This window comes from Dickeya dadantii NCPPB 898, assembly GCF_000406145.1.
Lineage (GTDB): Bacteria > Pseudomonadota > Gammaproteobacteria > Enterobacterales > Enterobacteriaceae > Dickeya > Dickeya dadantii.
Window position 1 is genome coordinate 548,319 of record NZ_CM001976.1, and the last position, 18,841, is coordinate 567,159.

16 protein-coding genes and 3 pseudogenes are annotated in these 18,841 nt (G+C 48.4%); 15 read left to right on the top strand and 4 right to left on the bottom strand.

What is annotated here, in order from left to right:
- The first annotated feature begins 276 nt into the window (after positions 1 to 276).
- From DDA898_RS02995 to DDA898_RS03055, 13 genes are all read left to right on the top strand, one after another.
- Positions 277 to 1,476 carry an L-talarate/galactarate dehydratase gene (locus tag DDA898_RS02995; protein ID WP_038900212.1) on the top strand — a complete coding sequence of 400 codons (1,200 nt, stop codon included), beginning with the start codon at positions 277 to 279 and terminating at the stop codon, positions 1,474 to 1,476.
- A 401-nt stretch (positions 1,477 to 1,877) separates the two neighbouring features.
- Positions 1,878 to 3,284: an undecaprenyl-phosphate glucose phosphotransferase gene (locus DDA898_RS03000; protein ID WP_081639208.1), complete on the top strand. Its 1,407-nt coding sequence runs from the start codon at positions 1,878 to 1,880 to the stop codon at positions 3,282 to 3,284.
- The gene (locus DDA898_RS03005) at positions 3,274 to 4,560 is read left to right on the top strand and encodes an outer membrane beta-barrel protein (protein WP_038910171.1); all 1,287 of its coding nucleotides are present in this window, start codon (positions 3,274 to 3,276) and stop codon (positions 4,558 to 4,560) included. Before DDA898_RS03000 ends, DDA898_RS03005 begins: the two co-directional genes overlap by 11 nt.
- A 1-nt stretch (position 4,561) precedes the next feature.
- A complete protein-coding gene (locus DDA898_RS03010; protein ID WP_013316227.1) occupies positions 4,562 to 5,119 on the top strand; it encodes a polysaccharide biosynthesis/export family protein in 558 nt (185 codons plus the stop codon).
- 2 nt (positions 5,120 to 5,121) lie between these two features.
- On the top strand, positions 5,122 to 7,254 hold the full coding sequence (locus DDA898_RS03015; RefSeq protein ID WP_038910173.1) for a GumC family protein: 2,133 nt from the start codon (positions 5,122 to 5,124) through the stop codon (positions 7,252 to 7,254).
- A gap of 13 nt (positions 7,255 to 7,267) precedes the next feature.
- Entirely contained in the window at positions 7,268 to 8,479 is a 1,212-nt protein-coding gene (locus DDA898_RS03020) for a lipopolysaccharide biosynthesis protein (protein ID WP_038910174.1), read from the top strand.
- Positions 8,476 to 9,858 (top strand): hypothetical protein, encoded by a 1,383-nt coding sequence (locus DDA898_RS03025; RefSeq protein WP_038910175.1) that lies wholly within the window; start codon positions 8,476 to 8,478, stop codon positions 9,856 to 9,858. Before DDA898_RS03020 ends, DDA898_RS03025 begins: the two co-directional genes overlap by 4 nt.
- Positions 9,851 to 10,840 carry a glycosyltransferase family 2 protein gene (locus tag DDA898_RS03030; RefSeq protein WP_038900219.1) on the top strand — a complete coding sequence of 330 codons (990 nt, stop codon included), beginning with the start codon at positions 9,851 to 9,853 and terminating at the stop codon, positions 10,838 to 10,840. The genes DDA898_RS03025 and DDA898_RS03030 overlap by 8 nt, the downstream gene beginning before the upstream one ends.
- 9 nt (positions 10,841 to 10,849) lie before the next feature.
- Entirely contained in the window at positions 10,850 to 12,061 is a 1,212-nt protein-coding gene (locus tag DDA898_RS03035) for a glycosyltransferase family 4 protein (RefSeq protein ID WP_038912410.1), read from the top strand.
- Between the two features lies 1 nt (position 12,062).
- Positions 12,063 to 13,178 (top strand): glycosyltransferase family 4 protein, encoded by a 1,116-nt coding sequence (locus DDA898_RS03040; RefSeq protein WP_038900220.1) that lies wholly within the window; start codon positions 12,063 to 12,065, stop codon positions 13,176 to 13,178.
- 15 nt (positions 13,179 to 13,193) lie between these two features.
- Complete coding sequence (locus DDA898_RS03045) at positions 13,194 to 13,601, top strand: hypothetical protein (protein ID WP_013316234.1); 408 nt, start codon at positions 13,194 to 13,196, stop codon at positions 13,599 to 13,601.
- A gap of 38 nt (positions 13,602 to 13,639) precedes the next feature.
- Positions 13,640 to 15,034, top strand: a complete 1,395-nt coding sequence (locus DDA898_RS03050) for a DUF4832 domain-containing protein (RefSeq protein WP_038910178.1) — start codon at positions 13,640 to 13,642, stop codon at positions 15,032 to 15,034.
- A gap of 26 nt (positions 15,035 to 15,060) precedes the next feature.
- On the top strand, positions 15,061 to 15,561 hold the full coding sequence (locus DDA898_RS03055; protein WP_038910179.1) for a serine acetyltransferase: 501 nt from the start codon (positions 15,061 to 15,063) through the stop codon (positions 15,559 to 15,561).
- Here the strand turns inward: DDA898_RS03055 and DDA898_RS21970 are convergent.
- The 4 genes and pseudogenes from DDA898_RS21970 to DDA898_RS23550 form a co-directional block, all read right to left on the bottom strand.
- Positions 15,458 to 15,802, bottom strand: a pseudogene (locus DDA898_RS21970) (CcdB family protein). The gene DDA898_RS03055 and the pseudogene DDA898_RS21970 overlap by 104 nt on opposite strands.
- An 11-nt stretch (positions 15,803 to 15,813) precedes the next feature.
- Positions 15,814 to 15,915, bottom strand: a pseudogene (locus DDA898_RS22985) (type II toxin-antitoxin system CcdA family antitoxin); the annotation flags it as partial.
- Positions 15,916 to 16,388: 473 nt separating this feature from the next.
- Positions 16,389 to 16,880 carry a hypothetical protein gene (locus tag DDA898_RS03060; protein WP_038910180.1) on the bottom strand — a complete coding sequence of 164 codons (492 nt, stop codon included), beginning with the start codon at positions 16,878 to 16,880 and terminating at the stop codon, positions 16,389 to 16,391.
- Positions 16,881 to 17,317: 437 nt separating this feature from the next.
- Positions 17,318 to 17,461: pseudogene (locus DDA898_RS23550) on the bottom strand (Arm DNA-binding domain-containing protein); the annotation flags it as partial.
- A gap of 560 nt (positions 17,462 to 18,021) precedes the next feature.
- Between DDA898_RS23550 and DDA898_RS03065 the strand changes: the two are divergent.
- Together DDA898_RS03065 and DDA898_RS03070 are read left to right on the top strand one after the other, a co-directional pair.
- Entirely contained in the window at positions 18,022 to 18,315 is a 294-nt protein-coding gene (locus DDA898_RS03065) for a type II toxin-antitoxin system TacA family antitoxin (RefSeq protein WP_038910182.1), read from the top strand.
- Positions 18,312 to 18,806, top strand: coding sequence for a GNAT family N-acetyltransferase (locus DDA898_RS03070; protein WP_038910183.1), 495 nt, complete (start codon positions 18,312 to 18,314; stop codon positions 18,804 to 18,806). The genes DDA898_RS03065 and DDA898_RS03070 overlap by 4 nt, the downstream gene beginning before the upstream one ends.
- Positions 18,807 to 18,841: the final 35 nt, after the last annotated feature.

Below are 18,841 nucleotides of genomic sequence, written 5' to 3' on the forward strand. Positions count from 1 at the left end.
AGACTGGCCCTTGTGTCATCTGGTGGCGTCCGTTTCGTGGATTATTGGTGAAGCCGGGTCTTTTTGCCAGCGCGGCGCTGCGGCCCGCGCATAGTGAACCCCGTGCCTGATATTACGCGGGAAGGGATCATGTTGGCGCTATCATTTCATTGTGCAATTCGCCAGAAACATCCGGATTGTGATCATTTGTACAAAATAGATTCAACGCAGTGGTGCTTCATCTGCATCTTGGTTATTTATGTTAGCGCAAACATTTTATCAGATGAGGGCCATGCCATGTCGTTAAGTGCAAATTCAGATGCCGTTTCCTATGCCAGCGTTACCGGCGTCAAAACTGCGGCGGAAACCGGTGACCGTATTGAGTGGGTTAAATTGTCGCTGGCGTTTCTGCCGCTGGCAACGCCGGTGAGCGACGCCAAGGTGCTGACCGGGCGCCAGAAACCGCTGACCGAAGTGGCGATTATTATTGCGGAGATTCGCTCCCGTGACGGGTTTGAAGGGGTAGGGTTCAGCTATTCCAAGCGTGCCGGCGGCCAGGGGATTTATGCACATGCGAAAGAGATCGCCGATAATCTGCTGGGGGAAGACCCGAACGATATCGATAAAATCTACAGCAAGCTGCTGTGGGCCGGTGCCTCGGTGGGGCGCAGCGGCATGGCCGTGCAGGCCATCTCTCCTATCGACATCGCGCTCTGGGATATGAAAGCCAGGCGCGCAGGATTGCCGCTGGCGAAATTACTGGGCGCGCACCGGGATTCGGTTCAATGCTACAACACCTCCGGCGGCTTTCTGCATACCCCGCTGGATCAGGTGCTGAAGAACGTCGCTCTCTCGCGGGAAAGCGGCATTGGCGGCATCAAACTGAAAGTTGGGCAGCCCAACACCGCGGAGGATATTCGCCGCTTGACCGCGGTCCGCGAGGCGCTGGGCGAAGATTTCCCGTTAATGGTGGACGCCAACCAGCAGTGGGATCGGGAAACCGCGATCCGCATGGGGCGCAAAATGGAGGCCTTCAATCTGATCTGGATCGAAGAGCCGCTGGATGCCTACGACGTGGAAGGTCATGCGCAATTAGCCGCCGCCCTCGACACGCCGATTGCCACCGGTGAAATGCTCACCAGTTTCCGGGAGCATGAACAGTTGATTCTGGGCAACGCCAGTGATTTTGTTCAGCCGGATGCGCCGCGCGTGGGTGGGATTTCCCCGTTCCTGAAAATTATGGATTTGGCCGCCAAACACGGCCGCAAACTGGCCCCGCATTTTGCCATGGAGGTGCATTTGCATCTGGCCGCCGCCTACCCGCTGGAGCCGTGGCTGGAGCATTTTGAATGGCTCAACCCGCTGTTTAACGAGCAGCTCGAACTGCGCGACGGGCGCATGTGGGTGTCGGATCGTCATGGCCTGGGTTTTACCCTGAGCGAGCAGGCCCGTAAGTGGACGCAACTGAGCTGTGAGTTTGGCAAATACGCCGGGTAGCGTCTGACGCTGTTGTCATGACGTTTGCCGCAGTCAGTGACGTTTGTGTTATCCGTGACGTTTGATATGCCGCCGCCGCCGGTCATGGCACATAGCAACCGGGGCGGCAGACTTGCCTGAATGGCGAAATTTTATTCTTTATCCACTACGTTGAAATAATTTCTATATATAAATATTTAAAATTAAATAATAATAAAATAAATATTAACGAACAAATTACTGACGTGAAAATTTATATTTTATAAGTTAATGATTATGGTTGTGGACACGAGCAGTTTGTGCGCTTTGCTAAAAAAAATTTTAAGATTTCTCCGATTGTTATTTTAAATTTTGTTTATGTGATATATTATCCGGCACGGAGAAGCGTCAATAATAAAAACTTAATGGATTATGATTAAAAAGTGTCTACTAATCAGATAAAGATTTCCTATGGGAATGATTTTTTTGTTATTAAATTGATGGACTTTTTATCAATCAATTTAACATTAATAGTCAGCGCCAGGCTATTTCTGATGGGCGCTTTCGATGATGTCATTATGATTAGCCTGCTATTCTCAACCTCTTTTCTACTTATTGGAGAATATACCGGCTTATATCACCACAGTCTTAAAAATATGCAACCTGGTGGGAAGAGAAGACTGTGGGGTTCCGCATTATTGTCGGTCATCTTTGTGGAGGTGGTCAGGAATTATGCCGGTACGCTGTACTCGCTGGGTCTATTGCATCAACTCGATAATATCTATTTTTCCGCAACGCTGTACTGGTATATTCTTTCGCTATGCAGCCTCTATATCACGCGTTTAATTACGTTTAAGTTTACGACTAAAAAGCGGATGCGAATTGCTATTGTGGGATTAACGCCCGGTGGGTTAGCGGCGGAAAAAGCATTGCTTAAAGAGCATGCCAACATGCAGTTAGAATTGGCTTTCTACGACGATCGTAGTCCATCCCGTTGTGGCTATCTGTTTAAGAGCCAATTTAAAGGTAAGGTGAGCGAGCTGATCGAGGAAGCCAAAGCGGGCAGAGTGGATGAGATTTATATTGCGCTGCCGATGGTTGCGCTAAAACGCATTCGTTATTTTCTGTCGATGATGTCCGATACGACGGTGGATACTTACATCATTCCCGATCTTTATTCCTACAGTTCATACGTATCGCAGTTCCGTTCCATCAATAACATTCAGACCATCAGTATTTTCAGATCGCCGTTTGATGGGATTGGTTCGGTGATTAAGCGCGTGGAAGATTTAGTGATTGGCGGTGTGATTACGCTGATGATTTCGCCGTTGCTGCTGGTGATTGCTATTGGTATCAAACTGACGTCACGGGGGCCGGTGTTATTCAAGCAGGATCGCTACGGCCTGAGCGGCAACAAAATCAAAGTGTGGAAATTCCGCTCGATGCACGTGATGGAAAACGCCGGCGTCGTGACGCAGGCGACTAAAAACGATCCGCGCGTTACGCGTTTTGGCGCATTTTTACGCCGCACTTCGCTGGATGAACTGCCGCAATTTTTCAATGTATTGCAAGGGACGATGTCGATTATTGGCCCGCGTCCCCATGCCGTCGTGCATAACGAGCAGTATCGCCAGCTAGTCGAAAACTACATGATTCGCCATAAAGTGAAGCCCGGAATTTCAGGCCTGGCGCAGGTTAATGGTTATCGCGGCGAAGTGGATACCCTCGATAAAATGGAAAAGCGGGTTCACTACGATATTGCCTATATTCAGGGCTGGTCGCTGTGGTTGGATATCAAGATTATCTTTAGGACCATTTTCAAAGGCTTCATCGGTGAAAATGCGTACTAAATTAATCATCGCAGCTGGAATGATAATACCCCATCCCTCCTGGGCCGACCTGATGCCGAAATCGCATATCGGCATCGCCGGTATTGATTTTCAAAGCCAGGTTGGTCTGGACTATGGGCATGAGAATAACGTGACCTATCAGGCTGATGATAAGGACGCGGTGAGTTCTGATTTTCAGAGCGTCAGGCCAATGATTAAGGCTATTGGCGCGCGTTACCAGGACCAATATCTGTTGATGTATTCCGGTGATTATCGTCGTTACGACAGCGATTCGGCGGATAATTACACCGACCATTTCTTTCGCTTTAATGGCGCATGGCGCTACGGGCTGAGGCATGGGTTAACGCTCAGTCTTGAGGAGACGCTTGGGCACGAAGTGCGCGGGCGCGGTATTACCGAAGGCTTTCGACCACAACAGTTCAGCGATTTCGGTATTCATTCGCCGCTGAGTACCGCGCTTTTCAACAGTGAATTACGTTATAGCTATGGCGCGCTGAAAGGGCGCGGTAAAGCCGACGTCGCGCTGCTGTTTAGAAAACTGCGGTTAGGCCGCACGGAGGATATTAAAAATACCGATATTGATTTTTATAACTATGTTCTTGGGCAGGAATGGCACGAGAACGGTTTGATCACCGAATTATCTGACCAATACTCGCCGGCAACGCGCTTTCGCTACCGGTTTATTGGTAATCAGCGACGTTATGAAATCGATTCGCAAAAAGATAATGATGAATATTATCTGGAATACGGCATTAAATCGCAGCTTACGGGAAAAACCGGTATTGATGCCAATGTGTCCTGGCTATACAAGACATTCGATAATAACCCGAACTCCAGGAATTTTAGCGGGGTAAACTGGGATATTCAGGCTGAGTGGAAACCGCTTACACAATCCGTTTTTACCGTGCACACGTCGCAGAATATCAAAGACCCGTCAGAAATCGGCGGCTATATCCTGGTTTCTAAATACGGTATTTCTTATCAGCATTTTTGGCTCGTCGATCGTTTCTCCACCACGTTTGACTATTCATACCTGACGGACGTTTACAAGAATTACCCGCGAGATCGTAAAGACAGAAACAGGGCGTTCACCTTTGCCATGAGTTATAACTTCAGGCCTTCTATTAACGTTGAATTAAAGTATCAACTGAACACGCTACGTTCCAATCAAGATAGCGATTCTTTCTTTATTGGCCCTAACGTCGATCGCCAGGTCGTCAGAATGCTGGGCCGTGATAACTCTCTGATTATGTTTACGGCTAAGGTACAGATCTAACGTGAAAATAATAAAACTGTGCATTTTTCTGTGCCTCAGCGTCTGGCTGGCGGGATGCACCCTGTCGAGCCCGCGGCAAATGGACAAACCTGAAAGCGAAACCACCGGTTATCAGTTAGATGAAGGCGATGCCGTAAATATTCTGGTATACGGCGAGCCGGAGATGACGATGAAGTTCATGCTGGATAAAAGCGGCGCGATTACCTTCCCCTATATTGGTCAACTGGTGCTGAAAGGAAAAACGCCAGGGCAGGTGGGCGAGGAGTTGGCTAATCGCCTGCGCGGCGACTATCTGCAAAATCCGATGGTGACGGTCAGCATCGCCGAGTTCCGGAAATTCTATATTACTGGTGAAGTCGAGAAACCGAACGGGTATGCCTACGAGCCGGGCTTAACCGTTGAAAAAGCGCTGGCGCTGGCCGGCGGATTTACCGATCGCGCAGACCGCAAGGATGTGGGTATTCGTCTGTCGAATAGCAATCAACTGATTGAAAATGTTGATGTAAGACGCGTCGTTCATCCTGGCGACACCGTGATTGTCGGTATGAGCTTTTTCTGACCATGAGTCTATCTATTGTGGAAAATGGCAGAAAACTGGAAAGCACCATCGATTTCTCCAGATTTGCCCAAGAGATCAAACAGAACGGCTGGAAGATCATGCTGGCCGGCCTGATTGTGGCGGTGGTGGCTTACCCGCTGATTAGCATGATCACGCCCAAATATGTGTCGACCGCAACGGTACTGCTTAAAGCGCAACAGGATAACGTTTCGCCTTTGCCGCAGGTCGATGGTTATGATTCCACCCGCAGCGGCTATTACGAAACTCAGTATGCGTTGATGCAGTCGCGTATTGTGCTGGAACAAGCCGTGCGGGACATCAAACTGGACCAAAACCCGGCGTTTAACGGCGATACGGATAAAAACGCGGATAACCGTGGCGATGAGCAACAGCGGGTCGATCGCGCGCTGGATACGATAGTGAAAAACCTCACTATCACCGGCGTTCGCACCACGCACCTCGCCACTATCTCATACGAATCGGCGTCGCCTGAGCTGGCGGCCGACATCGCTAACGGCGCGGCGCAGGCGTTTATTGACTATACGGCCAGGCAAAAGCACCTCAAGACGCTGAAAGCCAAAGCGTTGAACCAAAAACAGATGGAAGAGGTGTGGCAGCAAGTCGTCGAGCAACAGGCCGCCATCGACCAGTTTCTGAAGAAAGAAGGGCTGCTGACTTTCCGCGGCGTGGGTGGCTTTGAAACGGAACAGTTGGGGATCGTCACCACCAAGTTAGCGGATGCTACCCAGCGTCGCATCAGGGCGGAAACGAACTACAACAGCGTGCGTTTGAACGCGGGTACGTCGCTGGAAAACATCATTTCTCTGCCTGATATTTCTAATCATGCCCAAATTCAGGATTTGCGCATCGCGCTGATTCAGGCCCGGCGTTCTTTATACGATTTACGGAAACGCTACGGGCTGAAACATACCAAAATTTTAGAGGCCGAAGCCCAGGTTCAGGCAATTGAGGAGCAGACCCACACCGTGCTACTCGAACTGGAAGCGGGGCTGAATAAGCAGTATCAGGCGGCGTTGAGGGATGAAAAATATTATCAGCAACTGCTGGAACAGCAGAAAGCGGATTTCCAAACGCTGGCGTCTAAACGTGATGAATACAACAACCTGACCACCGCGCTGGATAAAACAAAAGAGCTGTATAAGGCGCTCTATCAGCGCACCAAAGAGCAGACGCTGGCGGGTAACTATTTAGAGCCGGACGCGATACTTTACGACCCCGCCGTGCCGGCTGACCACCCGTCGAAACCCAATAAAGCGATGCTGCTGGTGATGGTTGTCATGCTAACCCTGATTTTCTCCGTGGTTTACTTCATCGTGAAAGCCGCGCTGGATAATTCAATCAACAGTCTTAGCCAGATGAAAAAGCGCCTGAATGTGGCGCCGGTAGGAGAAATTCGCACCTTCGCCAGCGGCGCGAAGCGCTCGCAGGTTGTGCGTTTGATAACCAAAACGCCGCTGGATGTCGACATTGTCCACAGCATGCGAACCCACATTTTGTTATCGCATCCATCCTGCCAGGCCATTGCCATCAGCTCGGCAGAGCATGGCGAAGGGCGATCGTTGCTGGCGCATTTGCTGGCGACATCCTTCAGCGCTGACCAAAAAACGCTGCTTATCGACCTGGATTTCTTTAACGACGACGGGCTGACGCAAGACCTGGCGTACCCTTCCGCTATTGGTGTGGCGGAACTGCTGCAAGGGCAATCATCGCTGGATGCCGCACTGGTGACTATCAGTGACAATTTAAGCTTCCTGCCGCGTGGCAATGCCTTGATGTCTTCTTTACTGATGTTGTCATCCGAACATGTCGTGACGTTGATGGCCGAGCTGAGAACACGCTATCAGCGAATTATCGTTGACGTGGCCGCGGTGAATCAAACGCAGGATAGTCAACTCATTAGCCGGGTAATAGACGGGGTGGTTTTTGTGCTGAAAGCCGGCGAGTGGCGTGCGGGCGATGTGCTTAATGCCATTGAGAAAGTAAAACACCACCGCGCGGTGCTGATTGGCGCGGTAATGAATCAGGTTGTGGATAAAAACCTCGAAACCAAAGAGGGGATACGTTCCCTGAACCATCGCATGAATGCGCTAATCAACAGTACCGGTCACCTGTGAGTTTATTGAAAAGATGAGTTTACTAAAAAGCGTTTCTACCATTGCGGGTTCATCGGTGGTTTCACAACTGATTGGCGCACTGTCTATCTGGCTGATTTCGCACAAATACAACATGGCCGAGGTGGGGATCTACGCGCTGAGTTACAGCATCGTGTTGGTGGGGGCGCAGGTCTGTACCTTTGCATCGCAACTGCTGATTCCGAAACAGCAAGACAGTGAACTGGCGCAGAGTGTGGTGTTCAGCACACTGCAAAGTCTGCTTACCGCGGTGCCCTATGCGATGTTGACCGCATGGCTGTTCCAGCGAAATGTGTTCTTTCTCTATCTGCTCACGCTGTCCTATGCGCTGGTGTTGATCTCGGAGAATTTGTCGCTGCGCGAGGGTAACTACCGTTTTTTGGCCTTTCAGCGGCTCGCCGTCTCGGTGGTGGTCGTGCTTTCGCTGGTGTTCACTTCACAGACCACCGCGTTTTATTGGTCCTGGGCCTGCGCCATGATGGTGCTGATTAGCGGCTGTATTCTGCACTCGTTCAATATTCGCACCATGACGTTTGGACATTTTAGTCTGCAACGTAATATGGCTTTCTTTCATCAGCATGCTCATCATCTCACCCGTGTTGGCAGCGCCGAAGTGCTGGCGATGGTTAATAGTAATTTGCCGGTTATGCTGATTAATTTTTGGTTTTCCGCATTGACGGCGGGGTATTTCTCGGTGGTGAGCCGCTTTTGTTTGTCTCCGGTGGTGATCATCGGTAATGCAGTGCGTAACTCTATTTTTTCAACCTGGTCCGCCGATTTCAGAAATAAACGCTTCAACTACGAAGAATTTAAAAAAGTTCGCCTGGTATTGTTGATGGCGGGGGTGGTCTGCACGCTAGGGGTATTTATTTTCTATCCGTTAGTGATGCATCTGTTTTTTAGTGAAGAGTGGATTAACTCCATTCCAACTTCTCGCTATATGCTGCCTTATTTATTCCCGGCGCTGGCGGTGTGTCCGCTGACGGTGATTGAGCTAATATTTGGCTCCCATCGTTATTTTCTGCGTATTCAGTTAGAGCAGTTGAGCGTGGTATTAATTGCATTTGTGATCGTGCCTTATTTTTATAATCACTATGCCACATCGATGATTCTTTTTTCTGTACTGACGTTCGTACGCTACGCGTTTATTTATCTCAAAGTAAACAAGCGTGCTAACGGGCTAAAAAACATGATGACAGAATCATGATCTTGAATACCGGATTTTACCTGCAGGTTTATGTTGTTATCACGCTGGTATTCTGCGGACTGACGCAATATTTCACCGGCTTGCTGGCGGTGCTGTGGTTGCCATTTATTTTAGCGCTGATCATGGTGGGGTTGCTGATTATGCAGACTCGCTACGATACGTTGCATTTGGATACGCAGGAGTTGATGGTTCTCACGCTTTATCTCTCTTTTCTGGCGATGGCGGGAGTATCTACGCTGTTACAGGGCGGAATAACCGTCACTATCGTTGGGTTTAAAAACGAAATTGCCTTGTCGTTGATGATGCTGTGCCTGTTGCTGGGTTTTTGTCGCGAATCACAAATTTACCGCGTGACCCGCAGTTTGTATTGGGTGTTCTACGCGCAGTTCCCGGTGGTGATTTATCAGGTGTTGTTCGTTTTGCCGCGGCGGGTGGCATTGCGGGGAGAAGACGAAAAATGGGACTCGGTGGTCGGCACGTTCGGCGGCGACCCGATGGGTGGGGGAAATACCGCGGCGATGGGGTTGTTCTGCCTGCTGATTATGCTGCTGAAAGTCTCGGAATTTAAACATGGTTTGACGTCGTTTAAATCCACGGCGTTGCATATCGTTTTGGGGTTTGGCCTGTGTATCCTGGGTGAAGTGAAATTTGTTATCCTGGTTTCACCGTTATTACTGGCCTGGGTTTGGTTAATGCCGAGCTACATCAAAGGTATGAATAACGTAAACCTGAAAGCAATTTTGCTGATTTTCATCGGCATGGCGTTGCTGATTACCGTGGCGATTACTATTTTGGCCTCGGGTTACTCCTCGGCGTTTGGCAGCGACCCGACGAAAAGTGCGATGAGCGTATTTCTGGATTCATTAAACTATATTTTCGATACCAACTATATTATGGATTCCGGTGAGCTTGGGCGCCTTACTACGATATTTTTCTGGCTGAAAAATCACGATATGTGGGGGATGTCCGGCACGTTGTTTGGCTATGGATTAAATGCGACAAATAGCGGTAGCGCTGTCTCTCCCGGCTTTTTGAATATCATCTATAACCTGATCATCGATTCAACCTCATTAAGTGTGCTGCTATGGGAAGTCGGTGTGGTTGGATCGCTATTTTTTATCGGATTAATTATTTATATCTTAATCATTACGCAGCCAAAGCCGGTGCTGGAGCGTAATAAAATAGACCAACAGGACCTGCAGCTGCTGAGTTTTTCTCCGGCTTTTAACGTTTTTGCGGTTGGGTGCCTGTTGAGTCTGCCTTATAGCCAGATCCTGATGATTATTCCCATGCTGCAATTCCTGTTTTATTTATCTCTGGGCTCAAGTCTGGTGATTCGCCATTCTGTCCGCCGTTATATCGGAAAACCGTATGAGTGATAAACCTTTTATTTCAGTGAGTATTAAGACATTCAATGAGGCGGAGTGCATCGAGAAAACCATCGACAGTATTCGTCGCCATATTGCCGATTACCCCCATAAAATCATTGTTGCCGATAGCTTATCAACCGACAACACTCAGCAGCTCGCCAGCGCCAAAGGCGTTACCGTGGTGTCGCTGACTGAACCGTCCGAACGCTGCTGCGGCGTGGGGCATCAGCTTGGCTATCTGTACAGCCAGGGGGATTATCTGCTGCTGATGGACGGCGATATGGAGCTGGAAGATGGCTTTATTGAGCAGGGCATCGCATTTTTAACCGCACACCCTGATTACGCCGGCGTGGCTGGAACGGTAGAGATGGATGGCGCGGCGAACTATGAGTTTACATCGCGTAAACAGCGCCTTCATAAAATCTATCCGTTGGGCGACTGTGGTCATTTAGGCGGTGGGGGCTTATACCGCCGCTCGGCAATTGAAAAAATAGGTTATCTCACCAACCGCAGCTTGCATGGTTATGAAGAGGCTGAATTAGGCATTCGCCTGCGTCATGCCCAATATAAATTACATCGCCTTAACGTGCCTTATTTCCGCCACACGTCATACACCATGCCAACATATAAAATGCTGCAATATCGTTGGCGGAACGGTTTTCTCTGGGCGCCGGGCGAACTTTTACGCAGTGCATGGGGGATGCCTTATTTCCGCGAGGCATTGCACATTGTTAAAAACGAGGCGGTGTTTGCGGTTTATCTGCTGGCGCTGGTGATGAGTTTATTGACGTTTAATGCCGTCGTTATTGGCGCCGCGTTGCTGCCGTTACTCGCTTTTGTGGCATTAAAAACCATTAAGAACCGTTCATTGCTGAACGGGTTACAGAGTGTGATGAACCTGGCCGTATTTTCTGCGGGATTGATAAAAGGGTTAACCAGACCCGTGCGCGACCCGATGACACCACCAGATAGCAAGGTTATTCATGAATAGGCAGGTATGATGAAAGTCTTATTGGTCAATAAATTTTTCTATATCAAGGGCGGCGCAGAAACGGTTTATTTTCAAGAGATTGATATGCTGAAAAAGGCTGGCGTTGACGTTATCGCTTTCTCTATGCAGCATGAAAATAACTTCCCGTCAGACTACGCACCCTATTTTGTCGGTAATGTGGATTATCATCAAAACAGCAGCGCGATGGGGGCAATTAAAACCGCGGTTAACTTTATTCATAATGCTGAGGCATGTAAGAAATTGCTGGCGTTATTACGTAAAGAAAAGCCGGATATTGTTCATTTTCACAATATCTACCACCAGCTCACGCCGTCGTTGATTAAAATTGCCCGTCAGTTTGGGTGCAAAACCGTGTTAACGGCCCATGACTACAAGATTATCTGCCCTTCGTACACCATGCTGCGCGATGGTAAAGTCTGTGACGCCTGTTTAACCGGTTCGGTATTTAACGCTTTTAAATATCGGTGCCAGCAAGGTTCTGCATCGAAAAGCCTGCTGCTTTCGTTAGAAGGCGCCTGGCAGAATATTGCCAAAAACTATCAGGCGCTGGATGTGATCGTTTCGCCCAGCGAATTTCTGCGTAACCAATTAATGCGCAAGTTGCCGAATGTTCGTATTGATGTGATTGTGAACGGCATTAATGACAGCCTGCCGGTGGAGGAGGTTAAAGACGACGGTTATTTGCTGTTTATTGGTCGCCTGAGTCGGGAGAAAGGCGTTGCTACGCTGGCCAGGGCGCATCAGCAAATGCGGAATAAAATTCCGTTAAAAATTGCGGGCAGCGGGCCGCTGTATAACGATTTGGTCGCGCAATTTCCGCATGCGGAATTCCTGGGTTATAAGCAGCAGGGCGAAGAACTTAATCGGCTGATTAAATACGCGCGCGCGGTGGTGGTTCCCTCCGAATACTATGAAAACTGTTCAATGTCGGTACTGGAGTCGATGGCATTCGCTAAACCGGTGGTGGGCGGGCGTATTGGCGGCATACCTGAACAAATTCGCGATAAGGTAGACGGCATTTTATTCGAACCCGGTAATGTGCAGGCATTAGCCGATGTGTTGGACGATCTGGCGTTGAATCCGCAAAAAGCCAGAGAAATGGGATTAAATGCGCGTCAACGTCTTCGAGAAAAATATTCATTACGTAAACACACAGAATCGCTATTGGCGCTTTATCAGGAAATATTAACCGAAAAATAATATGACTACGAAAATTACCGTTTTGGGAACACGTGGTATTCCAAACGTGTTGGGCGGTGTGGAAACACATTGCCAAAATTTATATCCGACTATTAAACAGCAATTCGACGTGGATATTTGCGTTATCGCACGTTCACCTTATGTTAATTATAAAGAATCACAATATCGAGGCGTGATGACTCGCGCTTTACTGGCGCCGAAAAAACGTTCATTAGAGGCGATAGTTCATTCGGTGCTGGCGGCATTCACCACCTGCTTTGATCAGTCCACGGTGGTGCATGTTCACGCTATTGGTCCGGGTCTGGTGGTGCCGCTGCTGCGTTTGCTGGGTAAAAAAGTGGTTTTTACCCATCATGGCCCGGACTATGACCGCCAGAAATGGGGATTTTTGGCAAAGAGAGTTTTATTGCTGGGTGAAAAAGTCGCAGTGAAATATGCCAATGAAGTGATTGTGATCTCCGAAGTTATTAATAATATGATCAAGCAGAAATATGGCCGCGATGATGCCCATCTTATCTATAACGGTGTGAATCTATCCCAGCAACTAACCGCGGACGTTATCAATCAAACATTGGCGCGTTTTTCTCTTCAGCCACAAAACTATTTGGTTGCGGTTGGCCGCTTCGTGGAAGAAAAAGGCCTGCACGATCTTATCGCGGCCTATCGGCAATCGGGCGTCACGATGCCACTGGTTTTGGTTGGCGATGCCGATCACCCCACCGCGTATAGCATGCGATTAAAACAGTTAGCCCATGAAACCCCGAATGTGATACTGACCGGATTTTTAACCGGCCAGGAACTACAAACTGTTTTCTCACAGGCTAAACTCTTTGTGATGTCTTCGTATCATGAAGGGTTACCCATTGCGTTGCTGGAGGCCATGTCATTCTCATTGCCTGTCGTGGTCAGCAATATTCCCGCCAATCTGGAGGTGAAATTAGCGCCGGAAACTTATTTCAATGTAGGAGACGTGGCGGATTTATCCGAAAAAATCACATTGCGCTCTAAATCGTTATCTGTTGATTACTCTGAATATTTACAACGGTATAATTGGCAACAAATCGCGCAACAAACGATGGCCGTTTACACCGCAGTAAATAAATCAATGAGTCAATAAATCAATAGGTTAATAGTGAACGAATCGAATAAACGCCCGTTAGTCATTGAGCGCTTCTATGAAGCCCTTGATGGAAAAACCGATACAGAACTTACCTCGGAACAGCGGCTGGCCGTTGAGCAGGCGGTGCTGTCGATTACGGCATCTTCAATGCATTGGGTCGACGTGCGTAAGAGTTTCCCTTTTTTGAACAGGCGCTATTACTTCGTTTTTTTGTTCGGTCTGGATCACCGCAAGCGTCCACGCAAAGAGTCAACGCTATTTCGCATACTGCTGACCGCGTTGATCCTGTTTACCGGCTTGTCCTGCACGCTTGCGGCGCTATTGACGCTATACATGATTAAGTCTGCCTTGGGTATTGATATTTTCCCACATTTCCACTTAGGAATTTGGGATTGGTGGCTCAGCCTGAAGGATCACTGACCTCCGGTTTCTGCTGATGTGGAAATAAGGAGTCATACATGCATTTTAAAATTATCGCTGTAGGAGGTTTGCTATTTTCTGTATTGGGTGTGGCCGAGGGCGCTATGACGACCATCACCCCCAGAGGATTAACCGGCCCGCTAACGAATCCGGGCAATGGCGTCGCCAGCTTTAACAAGGGTAATAACGCAACGTTGTCGCTGGCTGATTATCCCGACACTGGCATTGAATATGATCGCTTGTACTGGAATGAACTCGAACCGGTAGAAGGACAATATAATTTTCAAGCTGTGGACGCTATTTTCGAACTGGCTAGCCAGCATCAACCGCCGATGAACGTGGGGTTACGCTTTATGACGCTTGATGAGCCTGCCAGTGGTTCGAAGATTCCTGACTGGCTGATCCAAAAAGGTATCAAGGGCGAGTGGACGCCGGACAAAAAAACCTTTGTACCGGATCTGGACGACCCGGTGTTTATCGAATACAGCCAGCGTTTGCTTAATGCTTTTGGGCAGCGCTATGACGGTAATTCGAATTTGGCTTATATCGATATTGGGTTGGTGGGGTCATGGGGCGAGTGGCATAACACCAATTTCCCCACCATTAAGCCGCTGCTGGAGCGCTACACATCAGCCCAGTTGGATCAGTACGTGAAAATGTATTTTGCCGCGTTTCCCAACAGCCCAAAAATTATGCTCATCAGCGGCGGCGACACGTTGGTCAGCGCAGTGAAGCAAGGTGCGGGATGGCGCGCGGACTGCTGGGGAGACTGGCATAATTTTTCGACCACATGGAGTCACATGCAAGATGATTATCCGCAGCGGCTGCAAAACGCGGAGGCTCTTTATCCAAATTTTAGCTCTGCGTGGCAACGTGCGCCGGTGAGTCTGGAAATCTGTGGTTATATGTCGGAGTGGCAGAGCGTGCAGCACTATACTCGTGCGCAAGTGCAGGCGACCTTTGACTGGGCGCTGGCACAGCACGCCAGCACCATTAATCTGAAATCGCGCAGCGTGCCGACGGAATATCGGGACATTGTTGATAACGCGCTGACCAAACTCGGTTACCGTTTCCGCCTGGCCTCTTTAACTCATGAGTCTGAACTGGCACAAGGGCAGAGCCTGACGCTAAACCAGCAGTGGTTTAACGACGGCGTAGCGCCCATTTATCTGAAATATGATGTGGCCTATCGGGTGGTGAATGATGCCAATACCATAATGAGTATGGGAAAAACGGCTGATGACATCCGCACCTGGTTGCCGGGGCAGCATACCTCCGTCTACCAATTGGCGATGCCGGAAGCACTGCCAGCCGGGCGGTATAATATTGAAATGGCGATGCTGGACGCAAAGGGAGTATCGCGAATTAATCTCGCCAACGAGGGCAAGCAGGCCGACGGTTGGTATCGAATTTCCACGGTAACGGTGCACTGAGCACGGAATTAAGAATAGATATTCATATGCTGAAAAATATCGGCCATGTATGGCGTGAAGTAAAGGCGGCCGGCAGTATTAAAGCTAAACTGGTCATACTGCTGTTTCGCCTTTCAACCATTTACCAGTCATCAAATGCGCTGCTGAAAATTATCAGCATTCCTTTTGTTGTCCTGAATAAAGTGATTAATGAGTGGCTGTTCTGTGTGGAAATTCCACACAGAACCCAAATCGGTTTTGGGCTGAAAATATATCACCCGCACTGTATCGTGGTGAATTCCGACGTAATCATCGGGGCGAACTGCACATTACGGCAGGGGGTCACCATTGGCAGCGTGGTAAACCGTGAAGGCCATACCACCAAAAGCCCGGTGCTGGGAAATCAGGTGGAGCTTGGCGCCAATGCCATTTTGCTCGGCGACATTACATTAGGCGATAACGTAAAAGTCGGCGCCGGAACCGTGGTAACAAAAAGCCTTGCTGCGGGAAAGGTAGTCGTGGGGTATGGGGCCAGGGAATTGAATTGAGTGGATCTGCGATAGCCTCACCAATGACCTCAACGGGAACGCTCGATAGTTCAGTCGTCATTAGTCGGTAATTCTCGCCGTTGATGAGGATCTGAGGGAACAGCGTTTTATTCATTTTCTCAGACAGGTGATGCGCTTTGATAAGCGGAATGACCATGCGTCACTTTGGCGTCTCGACAATATCACTTTGTACATCGACAAACGTTTTGTAATGGCTGGCTCGTTTATAGTGAGAAGCAATGAATTACACGTTCACCAGTTCCTGTTTTCATCAGAGAAGGAGCCATTCTGGGCGATAAATCTGGCGACTTCTTCTATTCCTTCACGGTTTTCCTTCTTCCAGTCTTCAGCCTTTTAAGGGGGGGAGCGATTAGTCAGCAGTTTGGCGGGCTTGATATTAATAGGGCTGTTACCAGATGGTAATGCCCGTCGGAATAAAAGATATTTATCCAAATAGAATTTCCCAGATCTAATGGAAACCCGGTCATCAAGTGATCCGGGTTTTTAATTATGAGCATGGAAAATGGACTGATATGTTGAAAGACGGTTGTGCTGTAGAAATATCGGTCAACCGTCTTATCTGGAAAGCAGAACTCACTGATGGCCCAGATGAGAATAAGAGCATCTGAATACCTGATGACTAAATAGCTGCGCCTAATACCGCTACATCTGTCATTTATTGACGTGTGACAGTCGCGAAAGAGCAACACATCACTAGCCAGATGTAACGCGACTTTGCGGAAAAAGTGCCTAAGCTCCTCGCCCTGCAAGGGCTAGCCAAAAGTGGAGCACTATTCTGCGCAGCTATTTAGAACGTCGAGTCGCTATTATCCAATCTGAACAGTCGGCCCATCGTTGCTATTATTTGGCTTAAGAGGCCCATAGTCGAGCTCGACAAGGCTCACAGTGCTAGTGAATTTTCCTGCGCCGCGACCACTTGAGACTGTTGCGTTCCACCTGACTTGAGTGTAGGCAGAATTATCAGGTTGGCACACGCTCGTTCCGCCAGGCTTAATGTCTTCACAGAAGAACGTTATGCTTTTTACCCCATTGAACGTATCAGCGTCCCACCAACGCACGCTCGCGATCGCGTTGCTCGACGCATCGAGCACGTCTTGAAGTTCGACAGTGAAAGTCGCCGATTTAATGTGAAACGAAGAGTTGTTGTGAAGAATTGGAGCGGTGGTGTATGACTCCTGACGGTTCTGATTGATCTGCAATGCCTTGGGTAATTTCAAGGTGATTAGGATGCCATCTTGCTCGAAGAGTGTGAAATCTTTAGGTAAGCTTTGTTCAAACTGCGAGGTATTATCAGACATTTTAGTTTCCTTCATTTATATGTGTTAAAACTCTGGATAAGAGTTTCTCTTTGCTGCTTGCTTATGGTTTTTTAATATTATTAATGCGGTTGATTAATTTGTCGTTAATGTATGATGTTTTTTTATTAGTTCACATCATAATTAATGTTCGAACTATTAATAAAACTTCAAATCGCATAAATACATGAAATATAAGGAGTGGTTGGTTATTGATTGATATTAAAGCTAATTTTCAATGAATATTGAATATTGGAGAGTGCTTGTTTGAAATCAATATATATTAATTTAATCGCAGATAAGAGAAAATCAACCAGAAAAAGAAAATTATTTTGTCGGGGGTTTAATAGTCTTCTTCGGTAATGGTTAATATGCGATTAATTAGTAAATAAATTATAATCTGAGATAATTCACAGGGAAAAACCTGCACCAACCAGTAAGAAGCTGTGCAAGCTATCTTTACCGCCGAAGCGATAGCGGAAATACCATAACTTAGCGCCACTGCTGGATACCGTCAGATACGGGCCTTGTGAGTCGGTAAGCTTGTAAGATTTTGCGAGAGGTTTTGCTGTCAGTTTACGTATAAGCGTTACCCCGTACGCTGAACTGAAATTTGCCCCAAACTTCCTGGGTACGAAGGGGTAAATCAATGCGGTTGGCATGTCGCGGAGATAATTACTGCGCTGAAAAGCAAAAACCCGCCTTGTGAGCGGGTTCTTTAAATAAGTGGTGCCCGGACTCGGACTAACGCCGCAGGCGTTGAACAGCGCGATGCTCGCGCTGGCCCGTAGGGCGAGCTTCGCAGAAGCGAGTCATCGAACGTAGTTCGATGGAGAGTCCGTGATTTGAAAAGCAAAAACCCGCCTTGTGAGCGGGTTCTTTAAATTAAGTGGTGCCGGACTCGGAATCATTCAGCTTTCTATTAAGTTGAAATACAGCATAAATTTTAATCGAGGTTGTTGTCAAGACCCGTAGGTTGACCCGTATTTTCATAGATAGATCAGAATCATGGGATGCATACGATAAAGAAATGTCCGGTTCGTTCCTTTGGTTCGATTCCCTATGACGCCGATAAATCGTAATGACATTAGCGTTACGGTTGCTGTATGATTAATATCCAGAGAGTAGTCCGGAGGATAACATCATGCCAGTTACGAACAGCGTTTCTGTTAAACGCGAAACATTGAATTTACGCATCAAGCCTGCCGAACGCGATCTGATTGATCGTGCTGCGAAGGCCAGAGGAAAAAATCGTACTGATTTTGTCCTTGAGGCTGCGCGTGCCGCCGCAGAGGAAGCGTTGATCGATCAGCGCATCATCATGGCAGATCCTGATGCTTATCAGGAATTCCTTGCTCGTCTGGATCAGACTACTTCACCAAATGCCGCGCTGCGAAAAACCATGCAAACTCCTGCACCGTGGGAACAGAAAAAATGATTTCCGCCCCTGAGCCACTCCGCGCCGAACATGTACTATCTTCATTCTGTTGCGGCGTGGAGTCTATGGACAACTGGCTGAAGCAACGGGCGATGAAAAATCAGGTCACTGGTGCATCACGAACTTTCGTCAGTTGCGATGATTCAAAAGTGTTGGCGTATTATTCATTGGCCTCCAGCGCTGTAGCAACGAATGCCGCTCCTGGACGTTTTCGCCGCAATATGCCCGATCCAATCCCGGTCGTGGTGCTGGGTCGTCTGGCGGTAGATAAATCATTACATGGTCAGGGTGTTGGCCGGGCGCTGGTACGAGATGCTGGGCTACGGGTGATTCAGGTGGCGGATACTATCGGCATTCGCGGGATGTTGGTTCATGCGCTGTCTGATGAAGCGCGGGAATTTTACCTACGTGTGGGGTTTGAGCCTTCACCGATAGATCCGATGATGCTGATGGTGACGCTGGGGGATTTGGTGGGGGGGTTATCAATTTGACATTAATATCATCAGAATTATCAAAAAAGGGCGCG